Here is a 20,308-nt window from a genome sequence, read left to right as displayed (position 1 = left end):
GGAAAGTATGAAAGCCAAACTAGCTGATGTGGCCAAACTAGCAGGCGTCTCTGTGACTACGGCCTCCCGCGTAATCAACAACCATGGATATTTAAGCGAAGCTACCAAAGCAAAAGTTTTCCAAGCCATGAAAGAGTTAAACTATCAACCTAATTCTCTGGCTCGGTCCTTGCAAGGAAAAAAGCTGCAATTGGTTGGCTTAATTTTCCCTGGGATTGCCAATCCGTTTTTTGGCGAATTAACAGAACAGATCGAGACTAAACTTTTTACTCGGGGCTACAAGGCAATCATTTGCAATGCGGGGCGTGATAAGGAAAAAGAACGCGAATACATCAAAATGTTGATGGCTAACCAAGTTGACGGAATCATTGCCGGCGCCCACAATCTGGGAATTGAAGAATATAACAAACTGGGCTTGCCAATTGTTTCATTTGACCGGAAACTATCCGACCAAGTGCCAATCATCAGTTCAGATAATTACCATGGCAGCCAGATGGCAACCGAAGAATTAGTAAAGGCTGGCTGTCAAAAAATCTTTTTCATGGGCAACAGCAATCAAAAAGGCAATCCGACCGATCTAAGGCTGCAAGCCTACTGCGACCTCATGGCTAGCCTAAAGCGGGAAAGTCAGGTGCGGTCAATTGCCTTCTCTGATTCCGTTTTGCTTAAACAACTCACCATCCATAAAATGCTGGAAATCGATCAGCCGGACGGAGTGGTTTGTTCTGACGATTTAACCGCCCTCTTAGTCTTAAATGAAGCCCGCAATATGGGCCTAAAAGTACCCCAAGACCTTAAAGTAATCGGCTTCGACGGAACTACTTTGATTCAGACCTACCACCCAGAATTATCGACAATCATCCAGCCCATTGGCGATTTGGCAGAAGCGTTAGTCAGAGTACTGCTGGAACGAATTGCCCAGCCAGAGGCGGCCCTTGAAGAGACTAGCTACATTCTTCCGGTTTCCTTAAAAAGCAGTCAAACAACCCAAGTTGCATAAAAAGAAACGCATGACTTTGAAAGTCATGCGTTTTTAAGTCTAGTTGATTTGATTTTGGCTTATTCTTCGTTGCTTTCCTTGGCAGCTTCATCAGATTCCAAGAAATAGATCAGAGTTTGCAATTCTGTTGCCAAGTCAACATTTTGAACCCGAACGGTCGAAGGAGCCGAAATTCTGATCGGCGTAAAGTTCATTACCCCTTTGATTCCTGCTTCGAACATTTGGTTGGCGGTAGCTTGGGCCTGTTCTGACGGCACAGTTAAAATAGCAATCGAAATTTGCTGGTCGCTCAGCTGCTGCTTGAGTTCGCTCATATCATATACCGGCACGCCGCTCAAAATTCGTCCAGTAATATCTTGATTGATATCAAAAGCACAAGAAATTCGGATATTATTGCTGCGCTTAAAGTTGTAATTGAGCAAAGCTCGCCCTAAGTTACCAACCCCAACTAAAGCCACGTTGGTTAAGGTATCTTGGTTTAAAATCTTTTTGAAAAAGCTCAAGAGACTTTTTACATCATAGCCGTATCCCCGTTTGCCTAAAGCGCCAAAGTAGGAAAAGTCACGTCTAATTGACGCACTATCGACTTGGACTGCTTCTGACAGTTCGGTGGATGAAACTTTTTCTTTCCCCTCTTCATTTAAGATAATTAAATAGCGATAGTAGAGGGGTAATCGCTTGGCTGTCGCCTTAGGAATTTTAATTTTTTCCATAATAGCCTCCATCAAATGATTGTTCAATCATGCACATATATCATATAAAAATCTACAGTAGTAATCAACCCATCACTTCACAAAATCACAAAAAGCAAAATTACCAGCAATTTGAACAAGACTTGATAATCGCTATGGTAGAATAACTAAAGGTGAGAAAAAATATGATTATTGCACAAGGGCACGAAATCGAACAACAATTCGGTGCCAACACTTTATTTAAAAATATTAACTTTTCAATTGAAAACAATGCGCGAATTGGTCTCGTTGGCCCTAATGGGATCGGTAAAACTACCCTGCTCAGGATTATGACCGGCCAACTTGAAGCAACGCACGGCGAATTTACCGTCAACAAGAATGTTGAAGTGGGATATATTGCCCAGGAAAATGCTTTACCCGAAGACCAAACCATCTGGACTGCCATGGAAGACGTCTTCACGCCCCTTATTCAAATGGGCCAAAGAATGACCGCCATGCAGGAACAGATTGCGGACAACCCTGAAGACAGTAGTCTGCTCAAGCGCTATGATCAATTACAATTTCAATTTGAACAAGACGGCGGTTATACCTACCAAAGCGACATCAAAAGCGTTTTAAATGGTTTTAAGTTCCCAGAAAGCACCTGGCAAAAGCAAGTTGGCAGCCTCTCTGGCGGTGAAAAAACGCGGCTAGCCTTGGTCAAGCTGCTGCTTAAAAAGCCAGGGCTCCTGCTTTTGGATGAACCGACCAACTATCTGGATCTTGACACTTTGGACTGGCTGGAAAGTTTTTTGAAAAATTATCCTGGCGCCATTTTGGTTGTGTCCCACGATCAATACTTCTTGGACAATTTAGCTACGGAAATTTTTGAATTGAACTATGGCCAGCTAACCAGTTTCCCCGGAAATTATTCAGCCTATGTCAAGCAGCGCCAAATGCGCGATGAAGCGCAGCAAGCTGCCTATGAAAAACAGCAAGAAGAAATCAAGAAAGACGAAGAGTTCATTCAAAAGAACCTGGTTAGAGCAACCACGACTAAACGAGCACAAAGCCGGCGCAAGAAGTTGGAAAAGCTGGAACGGATTGATCCGCCAAAACATGGCAATAAGGTGCGGATCCACTTTGCCGCGGAACGACCATCTGGTAAGGAAGTCTTAATTGCTAACGACCTAACGATCGGCTACCCAGAAAAGACCATGGTCAAAGATATTTCTTTCCAGATTAATAAAGGCGACCGCGTAGCCGTAATCGGGCCTAACGGGATCGGCAAGTCGACCTTGCTTAAGACGGTAATGAAAGAATTAGCGCCAAAAGGCGGTTCCTTGAAATACGGCGCATCCCTTGATATCGGCTACTACGATCAAGAATTGCAAGGCTTGGACCAGAAGAAAACGGTCATCGATACCGTCTGGGATCGGCATAAGACCATGCCGGAAAAAGATGTCCGCTCAATTTTAGCCAGCTTTTTATTTACGGCTAAAGACATCGATAAAACCGTTGGCCAGCTGTCTGGTGGGCAAAAGGCGCGTTTGACCTTAACCGTCTTATCACTGGAACATGACAATTTCCTGCTGATGGACGAACCAACCAACCACTTGGATTTGGAAGCTAAGGAAGTCTTGGAACAAGCGCTTGAGGACTACGATGGCACCCTGCTCTTTGTTTCCCACGACCGTTACTTCATCAATCAGCTTGCCAACAAGATTCTGGTGGTCGAAAATGGCCATGCCAAATTGTATGAGGGCAACTACTCATATTATCTGAATGAAAAAGCCAAAGAGGCAGCTAGTCTGACGCCAGAAGCCGCTGAGCCGGTCAAAGAAGTTAGTCAGCAAAAGCTTTCATATCAAGAGCAAAAAGCCCACGATTCCCAAAAACGCAAGCTGCAGCGCGCAGTTAACGACTGGGAAAAGAAGATCGGGCAATTAGAAGAACAAGTCAGTCAAATTCAGACTGAAATGGCCAATCCCGAAATTGCCTCTAATTTTGATAAATTGGGGCCTTTGCAAGAAGATTTGACTAAAGTCCAAAACGAACTGGACCAGGCAAACGAAGCTTGGGAAGACGCGATGATTGCTTTAGATGATTTCGAATAAAAAAACTGATTTGCTTTTTGCAAATCAGTTTTTTTGTGTATTCTTAGTTCAACATGCTATCCGCATACGGCAATTCCATTGACGGATCAGCATTCAGGGTCAAATCGCTGAATTGACCATCACGGTACAAGTTGTACGCAGCTGCACCGATCATGGCTGCATTATCACCACAAAGTTTCAATTCTGGCAAAATCACCTTGGGCTTGACCGCATCAGGCAACTTAGCAATTTCGGCACTCATCCGTTCCCGCAAGCCTTGGTTGGCAGCCACGCCGCCGCCCATAATAAAGGTCTTAGGTTGGTATTCTTTAATTGCCCGGATGGTCTTATCAGCAAGGACATCAACCACCGCTGCTTGGAAGCTGGCTGCCAAATCATACTTGTCCAGCTTTTCATGAATTTGATCAGCATGGTGGCAGGTGTTGATAAAAGCACTCTTCAGCCCCGAGAATGAGAAATCATAATTATCTTCTTCCATCATTGCCCGTGGGAAATGGAAGGTATCTTTTCCTTGGTGGGCCCAAGCATCAATCGTCTTGCCGGCTGGGTAGTTTACACCCAATACGCGTCCAATCTTGTCATAAGCTTCACCAGCAGCATCATCGCGGGTATCGCCAATAATTTCAAAATGGACCGGATCTTTAAGCAACACAATCTCAGTGTGCCCGCCGGATACTTGCAAAGCTAATGCCGGATAGGCAATTTCATCCTTCAATTGCGCTGCCATGATGTGTCCCATGATGTGATCAACGCCAATAAGCGGCAAACCAGTTGCCATTGAGGCAGCTTTAGCAGCACTAACGCCGATTAGCAAGGCCCCCACTAATCCGGGACCGCTGGTAACCGCAATGGCATCAAGATCGTTCCAGGTCACCTTAGCTTCTGCCAAGGCCTCCTTAGTAATCTGTGAAATCACTTCGATATGGTGGCGACTGGCAACTTCAGGTACCACCCCGCCAAAGCGTTGGTGACTCTTGATTTGCGTGGCAACAATTAAGCTTTCAATTTCACGGCCGTTCTTGATGACGGCAGTTGAAGTTTCGTCACAAGAACTTTCATAAGCTAAAATGCGCACATCTTTTTCTTTGCTCAAAGTTTTTTCTTCTTTCTCTTTCTGTTATCTGGACGCAAGTCCCTGACCATATTCAGGGCATCTTGGTGATCGTTTTGGTAATAATCCTTGCGCACAAAGGTTGGCTGAAAGCCATATTCGCGATACAAAGCCTGCGCCTTTTCATTATCGGCTCTAACTTCCAAGCTAACTACTTTACAGCCATTGGCTTTGGCCCGATCCATTATGATATCCAGCAAAAAGTGGCCGATCCCCATATTTTGGTAAACAGGATCAACCATAATGTTGGTTATATGCGCCTCCATGGGCGTAAAGCGGGCTCCAATTAGCGCCACCAGTCTCTCCGCCTCATAAACGGTCAAATAAATCGTATCTTTTTTCCGCAATTCGCTGGCAAATGCCCGCGCATCCCAAGGCTGTTCATGATAGACTTTCTGCTCTAATTGCAATAATTCCGCCAAATCATTTTGACTAGCTGGGATAATTTGCAAACGATGATCCATGATGATCGTTACAAAAGGATCTAGCTTCAAATCTTCAATATTGCTTGCCGGTTTAAAAAATTTTTCTAGTTGTTTAAACTTCTTCAACATAGGCACTATCTGGCCCGTATGGTTGGCCAGTCTTCTTGTGCCAGTCGACTTCTGCCTGGGTCCGCCGCAAGTAGCGTGGCAAAAGCTGATCCGGATCAACTGGCTCAATATGTTCAGCCAAGCGGCCAATTTCTCCAGCATGAGGCTGGTTCTGATCTGCTTGTCCAAACTCATAATCCAACTTGCTTTGATCAAGCCGGTCCTTGATCTTGTCTAACCCGCTGCCCACAAATACCAATGGCAGTTTGCGGTCAGCTTCAACTTGTTTGATGGCTGCTAATAAGCGATCAAAAGCATAGTGACCATCAGCGATGACATTTTCGCCGTTAAGATATGCACCTGCGAAAAAGTTATCATTGCGCGCATCAATCAAGCTGACAACCAACTTATCCTTGGCTGCAACGTTGGCCGCTAGAGCAGCTAAGGTTGAAACGCCAGCACATTCTTTGTTCAAAATGCTGGCAAACATCTTAATCGTCGTAATGCCGATTCTTAAGCCAGTATAGGAGCCAGGACCAATTGCTACCGCAAAACGGTCAATATCAGCTAATTTTAGCTGGGTCTGTTTTAGCAATTGATCAATGAGCGGATCCAGATGTTCGCTGTGATTGCGCTGATCCTCCTCATTAGCTTCTACTAAAACTTTTGAACCTTCATTAATTGCTACGCTTAGATGATTAGTAGCAGTTGAGACACTTAAGATTTTCATTCAATAACTTGCTTTCTAAAAGATTTTTCGGTGCTGATTGACGTTTTCGATCAATCTTAACACAAAGTATGATACAACCATCTGAATCCATGGTGCAATAGCCTCTTTCAATGCCCTGGCAGCCAGCAGCTGTTTGAAAGGAGCATTATACATAATGTGGATCCATAGCGTATTCAAACCCACATTAGCGATTAGCGTAACTAGCAAGGTAGCAACTACAATGCGCCAAATTTTAACAGGCTGTTTGTAAAGCAGCAAGCCATAAATTAGGGGCCCAACCATCGCCGTAATGGTAAAACCAATGAAAAAGCCACCAGTATTGCCAAAGAGCGCACTTGACACTAAATCGCTAATTCCTCCGCCAATAGCGCCCCACACCGGGCCAAACATATATCCTAAAAGGACGCTGCCAATAAAGCCCAGGCCAACTTGAACATAAGTCGGGCCAACGGTAAAGCGACCTAAAACAATTTTCATCGCTACGATAATTCCCAGCAAAACCAGGCGTCGCAATTCTAATTTTTGGGCATTTTGCATGATAAATCCTTCCTGCTAGTCGGCATTCTGCCAGGTAATTTCACAAACGGCGTTAGTAGCAGCTTCTGAATAGATGGCCTGTTTTGCGGTTAAGTCAGTCAATTCCAGTCCCACGGTAGCTGTTTGACCATATTGCACTTCTTTGTCAAAAGCCAAATCGATAGTCTTAGGCTGATGCTGACGCAAAAAAGTGCGACTGTAAACATCAAGCAGCCAAGAGAAATAATGGCTGTTGGTCAAATGATGGTTTGAATCTAAATCATCATACCGCACCTGGTAGTCTCCGGTCACCGGGTATTGGTCCAGCGGCCGCAAGCGCGGAAAACGCGGCATTTTAGGCAGCTTTGCCACGCCAATTTGCTCCATGAGCTTTTCGTCGCTAGGAAGCAGCTTCCGTTTGGCTAAATCAAACAAGACCCAGCGACTGGTAACTTTTACTAGCTCCTGCCCAGCGGCATCAGTTACCGTAAAGTTCCGATAAGAGAAAAAGCGATTATAACCAGCGGCTTCCGTTTGGAAGGTGACGGTTTGACCAACGGTCGGCAAGTGGGCAATGTCAAAATGATACTGGGTTACTACCCATCCCTTGCCTTGTTTGACTAGCTCATCGGCTCCTGCGCCCCAAGCTGCCAATTGATGTTCTGAGGTAACCATCATCAAATCGATTAAACTGGTTAATTTCAAGCGCTGGTTTTCATCGCATTGATAATATTCAATTTTCTGTTGTTCGCGATATATTTTATCCACCTTGCTATTGCTCCTTTTGCTGATGGTAGGCGTCATACAATTCATTCTTAGACACGGCGTGAGCTTTGGCTATTTGCTTGATAGCATCTTTTTTGCTCATGCCGCCTGTGACTAATTCATCTACTTGTTGACATAAATCCGCCCAATTAATTGCAACCGTTTCGGTATTTGGCGAGATTAGGATCACAAACTCGCCTCTTGGTTGATTTTCAGCAAAATATTGGGTCACTTCGCTGATGCTGCCGCGAATAAACTCTTCATGAATCTTGGTTAATTCACGGGCTGCCGTAATTTGGCGATCAGCTGGCAATACCTGAGCTAAATTATTCAAGGTTTTCGTCAACCGGTGGGGTGATTCGTAAAAAATCGAAGTAGCTCGAGCCTGCGCCATTTGTTCAAAATAAGGCCGCTGTTCGCTTGCCTTGCGGGGCAAAAAGCCGTAATAAGTAAATGGCTGAGCATCAAAGCCGGAAGCAATCAAAGCCGTCGCAAAGGCCGAGGCACCGGGCAGCGGTACGACTGGAATATCAGCAGCAATCGCCGCCTGCACTAAAATATAGCCAGGGTCGCTAATTACCGGCATCCCTGCATCGCTAATTTCCGCAATCACTGCTCCTTGCTGCATCATTTCCACCAGTTCTGGGGCCTTCTGTTTAGAATTATATTTGTGAAATGATAAGAGGCGATTTTTTACGCCAATTTTTTCTAAAAGAATGCCACTGGTTCTCGTATCTTCACAGGCAATATAATCCGCCTCGCTTAAAATGCGTTTAGCTCTGAGCGTGATATCCTCCAAATTTCCAATTGGAGTCGGTACCAGATAGAGTTTGCCGCCATCTGCAGCGTAACTGCTTTGTCGCTTCACGATTCTTCCTTCCTAGCGTTTTTGCTTTTCACCAAAATTTTCTAAAATATCCAAACAAAACATGCAATCTGAACTAGGATCCCGGTGCGAACCATAGTATATATTACAAATATGATAGCCAGAATCGTAAATTTTACGCAAACTTTCCAAACCAGACTTGGTCTTTTTCACCTGTTTTCCCTGGTTCTGCAGTTTGTTTAACTGTTGGCGCAATAATTCATTTTCGACCTTCAGCTCTGTATTTTCTTTCAATGTTTCCAGCACATCGTTTTCCAGACTTGCAATTGTCTTGGACATATTCTCCACCGTTTCATGGAGTTTTTGCAACTTAGAATAAGGATCCACTTCAATTACCTACCGTTTCCATTGTAAAGCCAGATATTCAAGTGTCTGTTTTAAATTCACATTACTAAGGCGCTGCTTGTCCATCAGCATCAACCCATCAAGCATGCGGGCTGCAGCCAAGCGGGTTGACGACTGCGCCAAATCTTTTTGAGCCAGCAGCTTTAAGCGAATTGGCACATACTTTTGCTGCGCGCTGCTTTTAGCAAGTTGGGCCAACTTATAGGCGCGAACCAAGGCTAAGCGATTATGAGCTAGGCACTCTTGATAAAAATATTTGCATGCCTGATCGATTTCCTTGGTGTCGCCCAAGTCCGCAATTTCTTCATTGGTTAAACCGTTGTCTAACAGCTGACTGGTTTTGCTGGTGCCTGTGTCGCTAGCAAAGGTTAAAATCTGGGTTCGCGAACGAATTGTCGGTAAGATTTGATCACTGTTGTTGGTAATCAAGACCGTAACCACTGGAGCAATTGGTTCTTCCAAGAGATTTAACAAAGCGTTGGCGGCAGCGGGCGTTAATTTTTCCGCATCCCGAATGAAGAAAAAGCGATATTCGCTTTCAACCGGACTCTTAGCTAATTCTTCCTTTAACGGGCGAACTTGGTCAATCCCGAGGCTGGCTTTTTCACCGGCCTGGACTAATAGGACATCCGGATGGTTGCCGGATAAAATCTGCTGACAATTGCGACAACTGCCATCAGGTTTTTGTTCGCCCTGGCAATTAAATAGACAAGCTAACCAATAGGCGGTGTTGACTGCACGGGCTTCGTCTCGATCAACAAATAAATAGCTGTGAGCCAATTGTTGATGTTCAAAAGCATGGCGTAAAAAATTCGCTTGAGTTTTATCAATTTTAGTCAGATCAATCATCTTTAAGACCTAAAAATTGTTGGTAAATTTTGTTTTAAGCAAGCAATTGTTTCATCAACTACGCGCTCCAAGGGCTGATTGGCATTGATTACTTTAATCCGCTCAGGATCTTGGGCGACAATCTCTTGATAACCGGCATAAACTTTTTGGTGAAAGGCTAATTGTTCCTGTTCCAGCCGATCTTCTGAACCGGCGCGCGCCTTTTTAATGCGGGCCAAGCCAATGGCTGGGTCCAAATCAAGAAAGATGGTCAAATCCGGCATTAAGCCGGCAGTGGCAAAATTATTGATCGCCGCTACCTGAGCAATTCCTAGTCCTCTTCCAGCCCCTTGATAGGCCAAAGAGCTATCAACGTAGCGATCTGAAAACACCAATTTGCCCGCTGCTAAAGCCGGTTTAACGACTTCCTCAACATGTTGACCACGCTGAGCAGCATACAACAATGCCTCAGTTTTAGCGGTCATCGCTTCATTGGCTGGATCCAAGATCATATCGCGAATTTGTTCAGCAATATGTGAGCCGCCCGGCTCGCGTGTCACAAGATATTGTGGCTCAAGCTGATCTTTGATTTGCGTTAAAACTGCTTGTAAAACTGTGCTTTTGCCGGCTCCATCGGGGCCTTCAAAGCTAACAAAATAACCCTGCATAACTACCTCCACGTGTCTATTCTACAGGACTTGGGCTAATATTAACAGAGGAAAGGCAAGCAAGAAAAAAAGCCCGCGCAGGCGAGCTGATTTTTATTGCGTAATGGCATTAGTGATACCACTAAATCTTGTATGCCGATATCTAGCCTCATCATAGGCAAAATTATACTTTGCTTTTAAGATTTTGCTAGCAACAATATTTTCATCAGACATATCCAAGGTCGTGCGATCTAAATCTGAAGTCCGTGAAATTTCATTTTGCAACTTTTCAATTAAGGCAATTAGCTTTTGATCGCCAAGTTCTTTAATTTTATCAGCACGTCTAGCCATTATAATTCGGTCCTTCCTTGTACTGCACGTTTAAGCGTAATTGAATTTGCATACTCGATGTCGCTGCCAACTGCTAAACCAGCTGCTAAGCGAGTTATTTTTAAGCCCGCTGGTTTTAATAGTTTACTGATGTACATGGCAGTTGATTCTCCTTCCGGAGTTGAATTGAGCGCCAGGATAATTTCTTTCACCTCATCATGCTTTTGCAGCCGCGTAATCAGACTCTTAATATTGATTTCTTCTGGTCCAATTCCATCCATTGGTGATAAAACGCCGTGCAAAACGTGATACAAGCCATCATACTCGCCCATTTCCTCAAAGGCCATCACATCTTTAGGCTGTTCCACCACCATGATCGTCTTCCGATCCCGCTCTTGGTTAGTGCAAATGCTGCAAGGATCAGATTCGGTAATATTGCCACAAATTGAACATTGATGCAATTTAGCCTTGACGTCCGATAAAGACTCCGCAAACTCGCTGACATCCTTATCTGGCATATCCAAAGTATAGAAGGCCAGCCGGGTCGCAGTTTTTTCACCAATTCCCGGCAACTTCATATAAGCCTCAATTAGGTGAGCCAGTGGTGTTGGGTACTGCACTTTACATCATGCCCTTCGTATACTTGCCCAAACTTGCTTGGGTAGCTTGATCAATTTCGCTAAGCCCCTTATTAACCGCATCAATGATTAAATCTTGCAGCATATCTGGGTCATCAGGGTCAATTGCTTCAGGCTTAATACTTAAATCCTGCAGCTTGCGATCTCCTGAAAATGAGGCAACTACCAGATCATCAGCTGACTTGCCTACAAAAGTTTGCGCAGAAATATTTGCTTGTTCTTGTTCCATTTGGGCTTGCAATTTCTTTGCCTGTTTCATCATTTGTTGCATGTTCATACCGCCCATGCCGCCAAAATTAGGTCTTCTACTCATATTAATTACTCCATTCTATTTGTTTTTAATTGTACTTGTTTTTTACGACTTTTGGCTAAAAAAATGCCTTAAATTACTCGTCCTTAATATTTACCGCATCGCCAAACATTTCTTTGGCTTTGTCGATGACTTCTTGTTCCTTTTGACTGTCAGCAGCATTTGGCGCCTGCTCAGCCTCCGGAATTGCTGCTTGGGCCTGCTTTTTTTGCATCAAGGCTGATCGATGGTCCTTGATAAAGGCATCACGCAATTCTAACCACTTGCTCTTAGGGACAATGACAATCTTATAATTTTGTTTGGTAAAAATTCCCAGTTCTTGTTCAACTTGGTCAAGCAAATTGGCATTGCCGCTAGCTTCTTCAAACCAATACTCATATTCACAGGACAATAACACTTCACTCGAACTTGCTGTAATTGGATTAAGAATATTCAAAAAGGCCTGATCTGAAACCTTAAATTTGCTTTTCAGGTCATCCCAAATATCTAATATTTTAGCTCGATCGGCCTTAGTGGCATGTTCCAAAACATGAAAAACCTGCTCTTGCAGCTTTTTATCGTCACGCTTAGTCTTTTTCTTGCGTTTACGTACAGGGGCAGCAGAAACCGGCTCAGCAGCTGCCTTTGGCGACGTCTTCGGCCGAGGGTCGTCGATTAAGTTGATGCCATTTCCTAGTTGGTTTGCGGGCTGGGCGACTAATTGTTCAACCGTTTTGGTCAAATCATTCAGCTGCTTTTGGAGTTTTTGCAGTTCTGGCTGGTTGCTCGGGGCAGCTGGGGCTGCTTCAGTAGTTGGGGCTGCTTGACTAGCCTTAACCAAAAAGACCTCTAAGGGAATTTTTTGTTGATTGGTGTAGCGCAAATCATTTAACGCCGCATTAGCTTGATCAATAATTTGGAAAAAGCGGTCAGCTGGTGCCTTGGCTAAAGTTGCCGCAAAGTTTTCGGTAACAAAATGACTAGTCGCCTTTTTAGTTTTAACTGCTAACAAAGCCTGCGTAGCTAAGTCAATAATTTCATCAAGGATGTTTTTGGGACTGGCACCATCAGCCAAAACCGCTTCCGCTTGGCTTAAAGCCTGACCACTATCCTGGGCCAGCAATGCCGCCAGAATCGCTTCAACTTTTTCCTGGTCGGCAAAACCGGTTATCTCCAAAGCATCCTGATAGCTGACCTGATTTGTTTCGTAACTAAGCAATTGGTCCAAGATGCTGAGCGCATCCCGCATCCCCCCGTCGGCAACTTGGGCAATTACCTCTAAGGCGGGTTCTTCATAAGCGATTTTTTCTTCATTCAGGATGTATTTCATGCGGTCGATCAAGTCTTTAGCACTAATCCGCTTAAAGTTATACCGCTGCGTCCGCGAAATTATGGTTGCAGGGACTTTTTGCAGCTCCGTCGTGGCTAAAATAAAGACGACGTGCTCAGGCGGCTCTTCCAAAGTCTTAAGCAAGGCATTAAAAGCGCCAATTGACAGCATGTGGACTTCGTCGATAATGTAAACTTTATACTTGCCTTGGGTCGGAGCATATTTTACCTTGTCGCGAATATTCCGAATCTCATCTACCCCATTGTTGGAGGCAGCATCGATTTCCATAATATCAGGCATGGAGCCTTGGTCAGCGGCCCGGCAATTGGCACATTCATTGCAAGGCTCACCGTCTTGCAAGTTCGTACAATTCAGCGCCTTGGCAAAAATTTTCGCACACGAAGTCTTACCCGTTCCGCGAGGTCCTGCAAACAAAAAAGCATGAGAAACAGTATGGCGGAGGATCGCATTTTTTAGCGTATTTGTAATTGCAGTTTGGCCAACCACGCTGTCAAAAGTCCGTGGCCGCCATTTTCGATACAGCGCTTGATAAACCATGATTGCTCTTTCTCTAGTAAAAAAACTCCTAACTCATCAGAGCTAAGAGTTTGTTAAATGTCTAATAAAGGGCACATGCCCCAACAACCTTAGTGCTGCTACCTTCCGGTCCTGACACAATTCAGAGGCGGAACATTGCCCAACAACTATCTTAGCGTACTTACTTAATTATTTCCACTTTTTTTATTGGCTTTTGCTGCTTTTTGCCGTTGCCGAATTTTTTGGAAAAAAGCTTTCAGCAGCTGACTTGCCTGGTCGCGATATAGACCACGAATGGCATGGGGGTGGTGGTTAAATTTTTCGACGGCAAATAAGTCGACTACGCTGCCCACGGCACCGGCTTTGGGATCAAGCGCACCAAAATAGACATCTTTGATCCGAGCATTAATAATTGCCCCAGCACACATCGGGCAAGGTTCAAGGGTCACAAATAAGCTGCAGTCTTCTAGTCGCCAAGTCCCCAAACTCTGATTAGCTTGGCGAATGGCAATGATTTCTGCATGCTGCGTCGCATCCTGATCTAGTTCGCGGCGATTATAGCCTCTGCCAATGACCTTTCCATCCGGAGCAACGATCACGGCTCCAATGGGAACCTCATCCTGTGCCTCGGCTTTTTTTGCTTCAGCAAAAGCTAATTCCATATAATCTTTTTTCGCTTGGCTGTCCATCAAATGTCCTCCCGGCTAGTCTTACTAATATGATACCCAATCACCGACGACAGAAAAAGCCCTGAACTCAGCTTTTATCACTGAATTCAGGGCTAATTGCTTTAAGCGTTAAGATCGCGGCTCCGGTAATTATGATAGAAGTAAATCCCGGTAACGATCAAATATAAGGCTGCTTGCCCAGCCGGAATAGCTGTTTCATTATCGCCCATAATCCGACCGATAAAGAAGACGCCGACACACACCAACAAAACAGCAATTAAGTTCTTCACAAATTTTTTCATCATCATTGCCTCCGCTCTTTGCTTTTCCAGGCAATATTATACGACCAAAAATCGTCTTAGGAAAGCGCTTAATTTACTGGTATAATCGTGCTTTATGGCTTTTTTAATTAAAATTGGTTTAAGCCTGCTTCACAGCTTTTAAGATATAGTAGCCCTTATCTCTGGCTAAAATTTCACAATTTCCAAAAGTAGCCGTCAAGAGTTTGCGCGCACTTGGTTCGCCCTGCTTCTTTTGGATCACTACCAAAATCATCCCGCCGTCGACCAAATGGTCATTAGCTCCTGCCAGCATGGCACTTACCACCTGCTTGCCAGCTCGAATTGGCGGATTAGTTAGGATTAAGCCATAGCTTTTGCCAGCTAGCTGCTCATAAACGTTTGACTGGTGGATATTGACGTTAGTGATCCCGTTAGTCCGGGCATTATTTTGAGCTAGTGCCAAGCTGCGTTCATTGACGTCAACCATCTCGACAGTTTGATCTGGCCAAAATTTAGCCGCAAACAGCCCGATGGGGCCATAGCCGCAGCCTAAATCGAGGATTCCCTTTGCTGGGAAAGCCACATCTTTCATGGTCTTAATCAAGACCCCTGAACCATAATCAACCCGTTTTTGGAAAAGACGCCACTATCAGTAGTAAATTTTAAGTCAATTTGCTCGAGATGATAGTCGATCACCCGTTCATCGTGAGCGGCTGAAGGATTATGCGTAAAATATTGTTCTGCCATCATTTTGCCTCATTTCTTCTCCAAATTATAGCGAATATTAACCTGGTTTGGCAAAACCGCTGATAATTTTAAGCAAAGACCAAAATAGCCTGACCGAAATTTGGTCAGACTATTCTCAGATTGGCATTTTTCTTCAGAAAAATAATTTTGCTTTTAATGTACCAAGTTTTGTGGCCGCTTTCCTTCGCGAATCGCTAGCGCATCATTCAGACTGATTTCAACCATGTTGCGAATGGCAGTTTGCGTGTAAAAAGCAGCGTGCGGCGTCAGCAAAACATTCGGCATGGCATTAAGTTCTTGAAAGTCGCTAGGGACGTCACTGGCTTGCACCTGCTTGCCAAAGTACTTTTCTTCGCCAGCCAAAGCATCAAGGCCCGCAGCAGCAATTTCACCGGTTTTGAGCGCCTTAATTAAAGCAGGCGTATCAACTAACCCTCCCCGAGCACAATTGATCAGGATAGCATTATTTTTCATTTTCTTAAAGGCAGCTTCGTCGATCATCTTCTGCGTACTTGGCAAAAGCGGCGTATGCAGCGAAATGATATCGCTTTGGCGTAACACGGTATCCAAATCGGTATAAGTCAAAAACGGTTCATTAGCTGGATTGTAAACTACATCATAGGCCAAGACCTTGGCACCCAAAGCACTAAACATTTGGGCAGTAGCAGCACCAATATGCCCCACCCCGACTAAACCAACGGTTTGCGTGTAAATTTCATGACTTTGCAAGCGGTCAGGATAAGAAAAATCATGCTGGTTAACCATATTAGCTTGGAATTCCCCAATTTTCCGCAGCAAATACAGGGCTTGCGTTACGGCCATTTCAGCAATTGCCCGCGGTGAATAGGCCGGCACGTTAGTAACCAGTAAATCATACTTTTTAGCTAAGTCGAAGTCGACAATATCGGTCCCAACGATTCGTAAATTCAAGCTCTTAATGCCAAATTCATGCAGCTTGCGGTAAACGAGCTCATCGGCAATTTTACTGGTCTGCTTAATCGTCAAGCCATCACAATCAGCAACTTCCTCAACTGACTTAGCGTTCAAGGAGCCTGCCACCACTTTAACTTCATGACCAGTTTTCTTGGTCCACTCATCTAAAACTCGTTGCTCACTTTCAGAAACGTTAAAAATTGCAAATTTCATTTTTTCACCTCGTGGTTTTTACTAATAGTTCTATCAAAAGTATTAACCACTTCCGCAGATTACGCAAGCAAAAAAAACCGCTCACATGAGCGGTTTAATGCTTATAAACAAGCAATTATTTTATCCTAGCAACTTTTGGATGTCGCTGGCTAATTGGTCAGGAGTCAAGTGCATCCGCTGATAGATGGCTTGCGCAGTTTCCAAGTCAGTATATTCTCGCGGAGCAGCATAGTTTTTGACCAAAATGTTCTGGTCGCCTAAATAACTAGCTACTTTTTGACCAAAGCCACCATCAATTGCATTATCTTCAAGCGTCACTAAGACTTGATAATCTTGAGCAAGGCGATCAAGGGCAGCCTCATCTAAAATGTTGGCTGATTGCGGGTTAACCAAGGCCGCCTTGATACCGACTTTGGCTAGTTCAGCCTGCGTTTTTTCACCTAATTGGTAAAAGTCACCTAACGCAAGAATTGCAACCTTTTCACCAGGAATAATCTCATAGTGAATCTGGCTATAGTCATGGCCTGCTTTTCCTTCAGCCGGCAGCGGCAAAACCGGTTCCTTTATCGCTACCGGACCATTAGCCTGTTCAATCGCCCATTTGGTCATCGCCCGAAGTTCCGTTAAATTGGTTGGTGCTAAATACTTCCAATTAGGCAGATTGCTTACCAATACTTGGTCAAACACTCCCAGGTGGGTCTTAGAATTAGTGGTAATTCCGCCACCTGCTACCAACATCACGACGTGCAGGTTGTTGGCAGCAATATCATGCGACAATTGGTCAAAGGCCCGCTGCAAGAAGGTTGAATTTTGGAAGACTACCGGAATAGCGCCGTTTCTAGCAGCTCCAGCAGCTAAGGTTAATGACTCTTGCTCCGCAATTCCCACATCTAAATAGTGTTCAGGATAATTTTTCTTGATTTCATCAAGCCCAAAAACGCCCGGAATCGCCGCATTAATGGTTAAGAGCGGCTTCTTGTGTTCAAGTTCGTCCTTCACCACGTCGATTACCGTTGAAGCGGCAGTTGGCCCTTGAGGACTTGGAACAGTAGTCTTATCAGTCTTTAAATCAAAAGGCAAAACCCAGTGGTGGGCATACTTGTTTTCAACCGCTGGCTGATAGCCCTTCCCTTTTAAAGTATTAATATGCAGTACAATTGGGTGCTTGGTATCTTTGACTGCTTCAAAAGCCTTAATCATTGCTTCAAGATCATTGCCTTGATCCTCGTACAGATAGTCAAAGCCTAAGGCCTTAAAAGGATTTTCAGCAGTTTGGCCATTTGATTCCCGCAGTTTCTGCAAACTGGTAACAACGCCGCCCACATTTTCATCAATAGACATTTGGTTGTCGTTAATTACCACAATCAAATTGCCTTTTTCTACCGCGGCATTATTTAACCCTTCAAAAGCCAAGCCACCGGTTAATGACCCATCACCAATCAAGGCGGTCACATTGTAGTTTTCACCTGCAAGGTCACGTGCTTTGGCCATGCCAGTAGCTAGCGCAATCGAAGTCGAAGTGTGACCGATGGCAAAATCATCATAAGGACTTTCATCAGGGTTAGAATAGGGCGTAACTTCCTCATAACGATCAGGGTCAAGCCAACCATATGCCCGTCCAGTCAACATTTTATGCGGATAAGTCTGGTGAGAGACATCCCAAACAATCTTATCCTTAGGTGCGTCAAAAACATAATGCCAAGCAATTGCCGTTTCGACAATCCCTAAATCTGGCCCTAAGTGGCCACCTTCAACTGAATCTTTTTCCAAAATTAAGCTTCTGATTTCACTTGCCAGTTGCGTTAGCTGTGCTAGCGAGAGTTGCTTTAAATCAGCAGGACTGGCAATCTTGTTCAATAAAAAATCAGGATGTTGATTCATAATTTCCTCCTGTCTATTTTTACCTACAGGATTAATTATATCGTCTTACTTTTTATAAGTGAAATTGAAAAAAGTTTTTATTTGTTATAACTAAAATGAATATCAAAATTAGTTCAATTCTTTGTCAGCTGCTTCCAGGGCCGCAGCTAAAACTTGATCCATGTTGTAGTACTTGTATTGACCTAAACGGCCACCAAAGATTACCTTGTCCTGCTTGGCTGCTAATTCTTGGTATTTAGCATACAATTCGTTGTTCTTAGCGTCGTTCACTGGGTAGTATGGTTCCATTCCCTTGTGGTAGTCTGCTGGATATTCACGCGTAATCACAGTCTTGTCGCTAGTAGCAGCTGGGTTAAATAATTTGTGTTCAATAATCCGCGTAAATGGCGTCTTGCTATCAGTGTAGTTAACCACACTGTTGCCTTGGTAGTATTCTTGGTCCAATTCTTCAGTTTCAAACCGCAATGACCGATATTCCAATTCGCCTAATTGATAGTTAAAGTACTTATCAATCATGCCAGTGTAGACGATCTTGTCATAATCAGCTTCATATTGTGCTTGGTTGTCAAAATAGTCTTTTTCAAGTTCAACGGAAATATTTTCATGATCAAGCATGTTGGCTACCATTTGCGTATAGCCAATCTTAGGAATCCCTTGGAAATCATCATTGAAGTAGTTGTTATCGTAATAAAAACGAACTGGCAAACGCTTGATAATGAAAGCTGGCAATTCCGTGGTCTTGCGTCCCCATTGCTTTTCAGTATAGCCCTTGATGAGCTTTTCGTAGATATCGCGGCCTACCAAGGAAATTGCTTGTTCTTCCAAGTTTTGTGGCTCTTTGCCAGCCATTTCGCCTTTTTGCTTGTTAATAATTTCTTGGGCTTCAGCTGGCGTTTTAATCCCCCATAATTCATGGAAAGTATTCATGTTGAACGGCAAGTGGTAGAGTTCACCGTTGTAGTTAGCAATTGGAGAATTCGTGTAACGGTTAAATTCAGCAAAGCGATTTACATAGTTCCAAACTTTTTTATTTGAAGTATGGAAAATGTGCGCACCGTACTTGTGAACATCGATTCCGTCAACCTTTTCAGTATAAATATTACCAGCAATATGATTTCTCCGATCAATCACCTTAACTTGGTGACCGTGTTCGGCAGCTTCACGTGCAAATGCGGCCCCAAAAAGACCTGCCCCAACGACTAAATATTTCATGTTTCTTTACTCCAATCTAGATTTAAAAACTAGTGTTTCCCATTAAAGTTACCACACCCAAGGGTTAAAGGCTAGATTTTGACAAAGAAAAAAGGCAGATCGTTTGATCCGCCTTTATTCTGATAAAAGGACTGATTACTTAACAGTAACAGTTGCGCCAACTTCTTCAAGCTTAGCCTTGATGTCGTTAGCTTCGTCTTCTGAAACGCCTTCCTTGATGTTCTTAGGAGCAGCGTCAACAAGACCCTTTGAGTCCTTAAGGCCAAGGCCAGTGATTTCACGAACAGCCTTGATAACCTTAACCTTTTCTTGACCTGCTGAAGTCAATTCAACGTCAAATGATGACTTAGCAGCACCACCGTCAGCAGCACCTGCAGCAGCAACTGGAGCAGCAGCAGTAACGCCAAATTCGTCTTCGATAGCCTTTACCAAGTCGTTCAATTCAAGGATAGTAGCACCCTTCAAGTCTTCAATAATCTTTTCAGTATCTAAAGCCATTTAAGTATCCTCCGAAATTTAGATATTAGAAATTACAATAAAATTATTCAGCTGAGCCTTCGTCCTTAGAATCAGCAACAGCCTTAACAGCGTAAGCAACGTTACGTACAGGAGCTTGCAATACAGAAACAAGCATTGAAAGCAAGCCTTCGCGACCAGGAATGGCTGCGAGTTCCTTGATTTCTTCCTTTGAGGTAAGTTTGCCTTCCAGCATACCACCCTTGATTTCGATTACTTCGTGCTTGTCTGCATATTCAGAAACGATACGTGCTGGTTCAGTAACATCGTCAGCGTTGTCAGTGTAGATAACAGCAGTTGGACCAACAAAAGTGTCTTCCAAACCTTCGATGCCAGCCTTTGCAGCAGCGCGGCGCAAGTAAGTGTTCTTGATAACCTTCATCTTAACATCGTTGTCACGAAGTTCCTTACGCATAGCAGTAACTTCTTCAACAGTCAAACCAAGGTAGTTGATGATCAAGATCGCTTTAGCAGCCTTAAGTTCTTCAGCAAAAGCATCAACAAGCTTTTCCTTTTCAGCAATAGCAGCTTTACTCAATCGATTCACCTCCATAAAAATTAATAATAAATCCTATTTAGGCCTA

General features: G+C 43.9%; 23 protein-coding genes, 1 other RNA gene, 1 pseudogene and 1 other annotated feature (1 of these 26 cut by a window edge). Of the genes and pseudogenes, 2 read left to right on the top strand and 23 right to left on the bottom strand.

What is annotated here, in order from left to right; all coding sequences use genetic code 11:
- Positions 1-7 precede the first annotated feature (7 nt).
- Positions 8-1,000, top strand: coding sequence for a LacI family DNA-binding transcriptional regulator (locus tag KI210_RS06015; protein WP_212781001.1), 993 nt, complete (start codon positions 8-10; stop codon positions 998-1,000).
- Positions 1,001-1,059: 59 nt separating this feature from the next.
- On the opposite strand, the gene KI210_RS06010 is transcribed toward KI210_RS06015, so the two are convergent.
- Positions 1,060-1,713: a redox-sensing transcriptional repressor Rex gene (locus KI210_RS06010; RefSeq protein ID WP_212781000.1), complete on the bottom strand. Its 654-nt coding sequence runs from the start codon at positions 1,711-1,713 to the stop codon at positions 1,060-1,062.
- Positions 1,714-1,877: 164 nt separating this feature from the next.
- On the opposite strand from KI210_RS06010, the gene KI210_RS06005 reads away from it, so the two are divergent.
- Positions 1,878-3,788, top strand: a complete 1,911-nt coding sequence (locus tag KI210_RS06005) for an ABC transporter ATP-binding protein (protein WP_212780999.1) — start codon at positions 1,878-1,880, stop codon at positions 3,786-3,788.
- A gap of 43 nt (positions 3,789-3,831) precedes the next feature.
- On the opposite strand, the gene tsaD is transcribed toward KI210_RS06005, so the two are convergent.
- The 22 genes and pseudogenes from tsaD to rplJ form a co-directional block, all read right to left on the bottom strand.
- The gene (gene tsaD / locus KI210_RS06000; protein ID WP_212780998.1) at positions 3,832-4,881 is read right to left on the bottom strand and encodes a tRNA (adenosine(37)-N6)-threonylcarbamoyltransferase complex transferase subunit TsaD; all 1,050 of its coding nucleotides are present in this window, start codon (positions 4,879-4,881) and stop codon (positions 3,832-3,834) included.
- Entirely contained in the window at positions 4,878-5,453 is a 576-nt protein-coding gene (gene rimI / locus KI210_RS05995) for a ribosomal protein S18-alanine N-acetyltransferase (RefSeq protein WP_212780997.1), read from the bottom strand. The genes tsaD and rimI overlap by 4 nt, the downstream gene beginning before the upstream one ends.
- The gene (tsaB, locus tag KI210_RS05990; protein WP_212780996.1) at positions 5,437-6,162 is read right to left on the bottom strand and encodes a tRNA (adenosine(37)-N6)-threonylcarbamoyltransferase complex dimerization subunit type 1 TsaB; all 726 of its coding nucleotides are present in this window, start codon (positions 6,160-6,162) and stop codon (positions 5,437-5,439) included. Before tsaB ends, rimI begins: the two co-directional genes overlap by 17 nt.
- Positions 6,163-6,177: 15 nt before the next feature.
- Entirely contained in the window at positions 6,178-6,699 is a 522-nt protein-coding gene (locus KI210_RS05985) for a folate family ECF transporter S component (RefSeq protein ID WP_212780995.1), read from the bottom strand.
- A gap of 15 nt (positions 6,700-6,714) precedes the next feature.
- Positions 6,715-7,446 carry an acyl-[acyl-carrier-protein] thioesterase gene (locus KI210_RS05980; protein ID WP_246487333.1) on the bottom strand — a complete coding sequence of 244 codons (732 nt, stop codon included), beginning with the start codon at positions 7,444-7,446 and terminating at the stop codon, positions 6,715-6,717.
- A gap of 4 nt (positions 7,447-7,450) precedes the next feature.
- Positions 7,451-8,311, bottom strand: a complete 861-nt coding sequence (gene rsmI, locus KI210_RS05975; protein ID WP_212780993.1) for a 16S rRNA (cytidine(1402)-2'-O)-methyltransferase — start codon at positions 8,309-8,311, stop codon at positions 7,451-7,453.
- Between the two features lie 12 nt (positions 8,312-8,323).
- Complete coding sequence (gene yabA / locus KI210_RS05970; RefSeq protein WP_212780992.1) at positions 8,324-8,656, bottom strand: DNA replication initiation control protein YabA; 333 nt, start codon at positions 8,654-8,656, stop codon at positions 8,324-8,326.
- A gap of 9 nt (positions 8,657-8,665) precedes the next feature.
- Positions 8,666-9,523 carry a DNA polymerase III subunit gene (locus KI210_RS05965; RefSeq protein ID WP_212780991.1) on the bottom strand — a complete coding sequence of 286 codons (858 nt, stop codon included), beginning with the start codon at positions 9,521-9,523 and terminating at the stop codon, positions 8,666-8,668.
- Positions 9,524-9,525: 2 nt separating this feature from the next.
- A complete protein-coding gene (gene tmk, locus KI210_RS05960) occupies positions 9,526-10,170 on the bottom strand; it encodes a dTMP kinase (protein WP_212780990.1) in 645 nt (214 codons plus the stop codon).
- A 93-nt stretch (positions 10,171-10,263) separates the two neighbouring features.
- Positions 10,264-10,500, bottom strand: a complete 237-nt coding sequence (locus KI210_RS05955; protein ID WP_212780989.1) for a YaaL family protein — start codon at positions 10,498-10,500, stop codon at positions 10,264-10,266.
- Positions 10,500-11,099: a recombination mediator RecR gene (gene recR, locus KI210_RS05950; protein WP_212780988.1), complete on the bottom strand. Its 600-nt coding sequence runs from the start codon at positions 11,097-11,099 to the stop codon at positions 10,500-10,502. The genes KI210_RS05955 and recR overlap by 1 nt, the downstream gene beginning before the upstream one ends.
- A 1-nt stretch (position 11,100) precedes the next feature.
- Positions 11,101-11,430: a YbaB/EbfC family nucleoid-associated protein gene (locus KI210_RS05945; protein WP_212780987.1), complete on the bottom strand. Its 330-nt coding sequence runs from the start codon at positions 11,428-11,430 to the stop codon at positions 11,101-11,103.
- A gap of 73 nt (positions 11,431-11,503) precedes the next feature.
- A complete protein-coding gene (dnaX, locus tag KI210_RS05940) occupies positions 11,504-13,294 on the bottom strand; it encodes a DNA polymerase III subunit gamma/tau (RefSeq protein ID WP_212780986.1) in 1,791 nt (596 codons plus the stop codon).
- Positions 13,295-13,350: 56 nt separating this feature from the next.
- Positions 13,351-13,446: signal recognition particle sRNA small type (gene ffs, locus KI210_RS05935), an RNA gene on the bottom strand.
- Positions 13,447-13,458: 12 nt separating this feature from the next.
- Complete coding sequence (gene tadA / locus KI210_RS05930) at positions 13,459-13,962, bottom strand: tRNA adenosine(34) deaminase TadA (protein WP_371870188.1); 504 nt, start codon at positions 13,960-13,962, stop codon at positions 13,459-13,461.
- Between the two features lie 101 nt (positions 13,963-14,063).
- Positions 14,064-14,243, bottom strand: coding sequence for a hypothetical protein (locus tag KI210_RS05925; RefSeq protein WP_212780984.1), 180 nt, complete (start codon positions 14,241-14,243; stop codon positions 14,064-14,066).
- A gap of 118 nt (positions 14,244-14,361) precedes the next feature.
- Positions 14,362-14,972: pseudogene (locus KI210_RS05920) on the bottom strand (class I SAM-dependent methyltransferase).
- 150 nt (positions 14,973-15,122) lie between these two features.
- Complete coding sequence (locus KI210_RS05915; RefSeq protein WP_212780983.1) at positions 15,123-16,115, bottom strand: D-2-hydroxyacid dehydrogenase; 993 nt, start codon at positions 16,113-16,115, stop codon at positions 15,123-15,125.
- A gap of 120 nt (positions 16,116-16,235) precedes the next feature.
- Positions 16,236-17,996, bottom strand: a complete 1,761-nt coding sequence (locus KI210_RS05910; protein ID WP_212780982.1) for a 1-deoxy-D-xylulose-5-phosphate synthase — start codon at positions 17,994-17,996, stop codon at positions 16,236-16,238.
- A 108-nt stretch (positions 17,997-18,104) separates the two neighbouring features.
- On the bottom strand, positions 18,105-19,208 hold the full coding sequence (gene glf, locus KI210_RS05905; protein ID WP_212780981.1) for a UDP-galactopyranose mutase: 1,104 nt from the start codon (positions 19,206-19,208) through the stop codon (positions 18,105-18,107).
- Between the two features lie 135 nt (positions 19,209-19,343).
- Entirely contained in the window at positions 19,344-19,706 is a 363-nt protein-coding gene (rplL, locus tag KI210_RS05900; RefSeq protein ID WP_212780980.1) for a 50S ribosomal protein L7/L12, read from the bottom strand.
- A gap of 43 nt (positions 19,707-19,749) precedes the next feature.
- Positions 19,750-20,262: a 50S ribosomal protein L10 gene (gene rplJ / locus KI210_RS05895; RefSeq protein WP_212780979.1), complete on the bottom strand. Its 513-nt coding sequence runs from the start codon at positions 20,260-20,262 to the stop codon at positions 19,750-19,752.
- 35 nt (positions 20,263-20,297) lie between these two features.
- Positions 20,298-20,308: a sequence feature (ribosomal protein L10 leader region), on the bottom strand (it continues 116 nt past the right edge of the window).

Source organism: Lactobacillus corticis (genome assembly GCF_018327645.1).
In the GTDB taxonomy this organism is placed as follows: domain Bacteria; phylum Bacillota; class Bacilli; order Lactobacillales; family Lactobacillaceae; genus Lactobacillus; species Lactobacillus corticis.
This window is presented reverse-complemented; position numbering and strand designations above follow the sequence as displayed.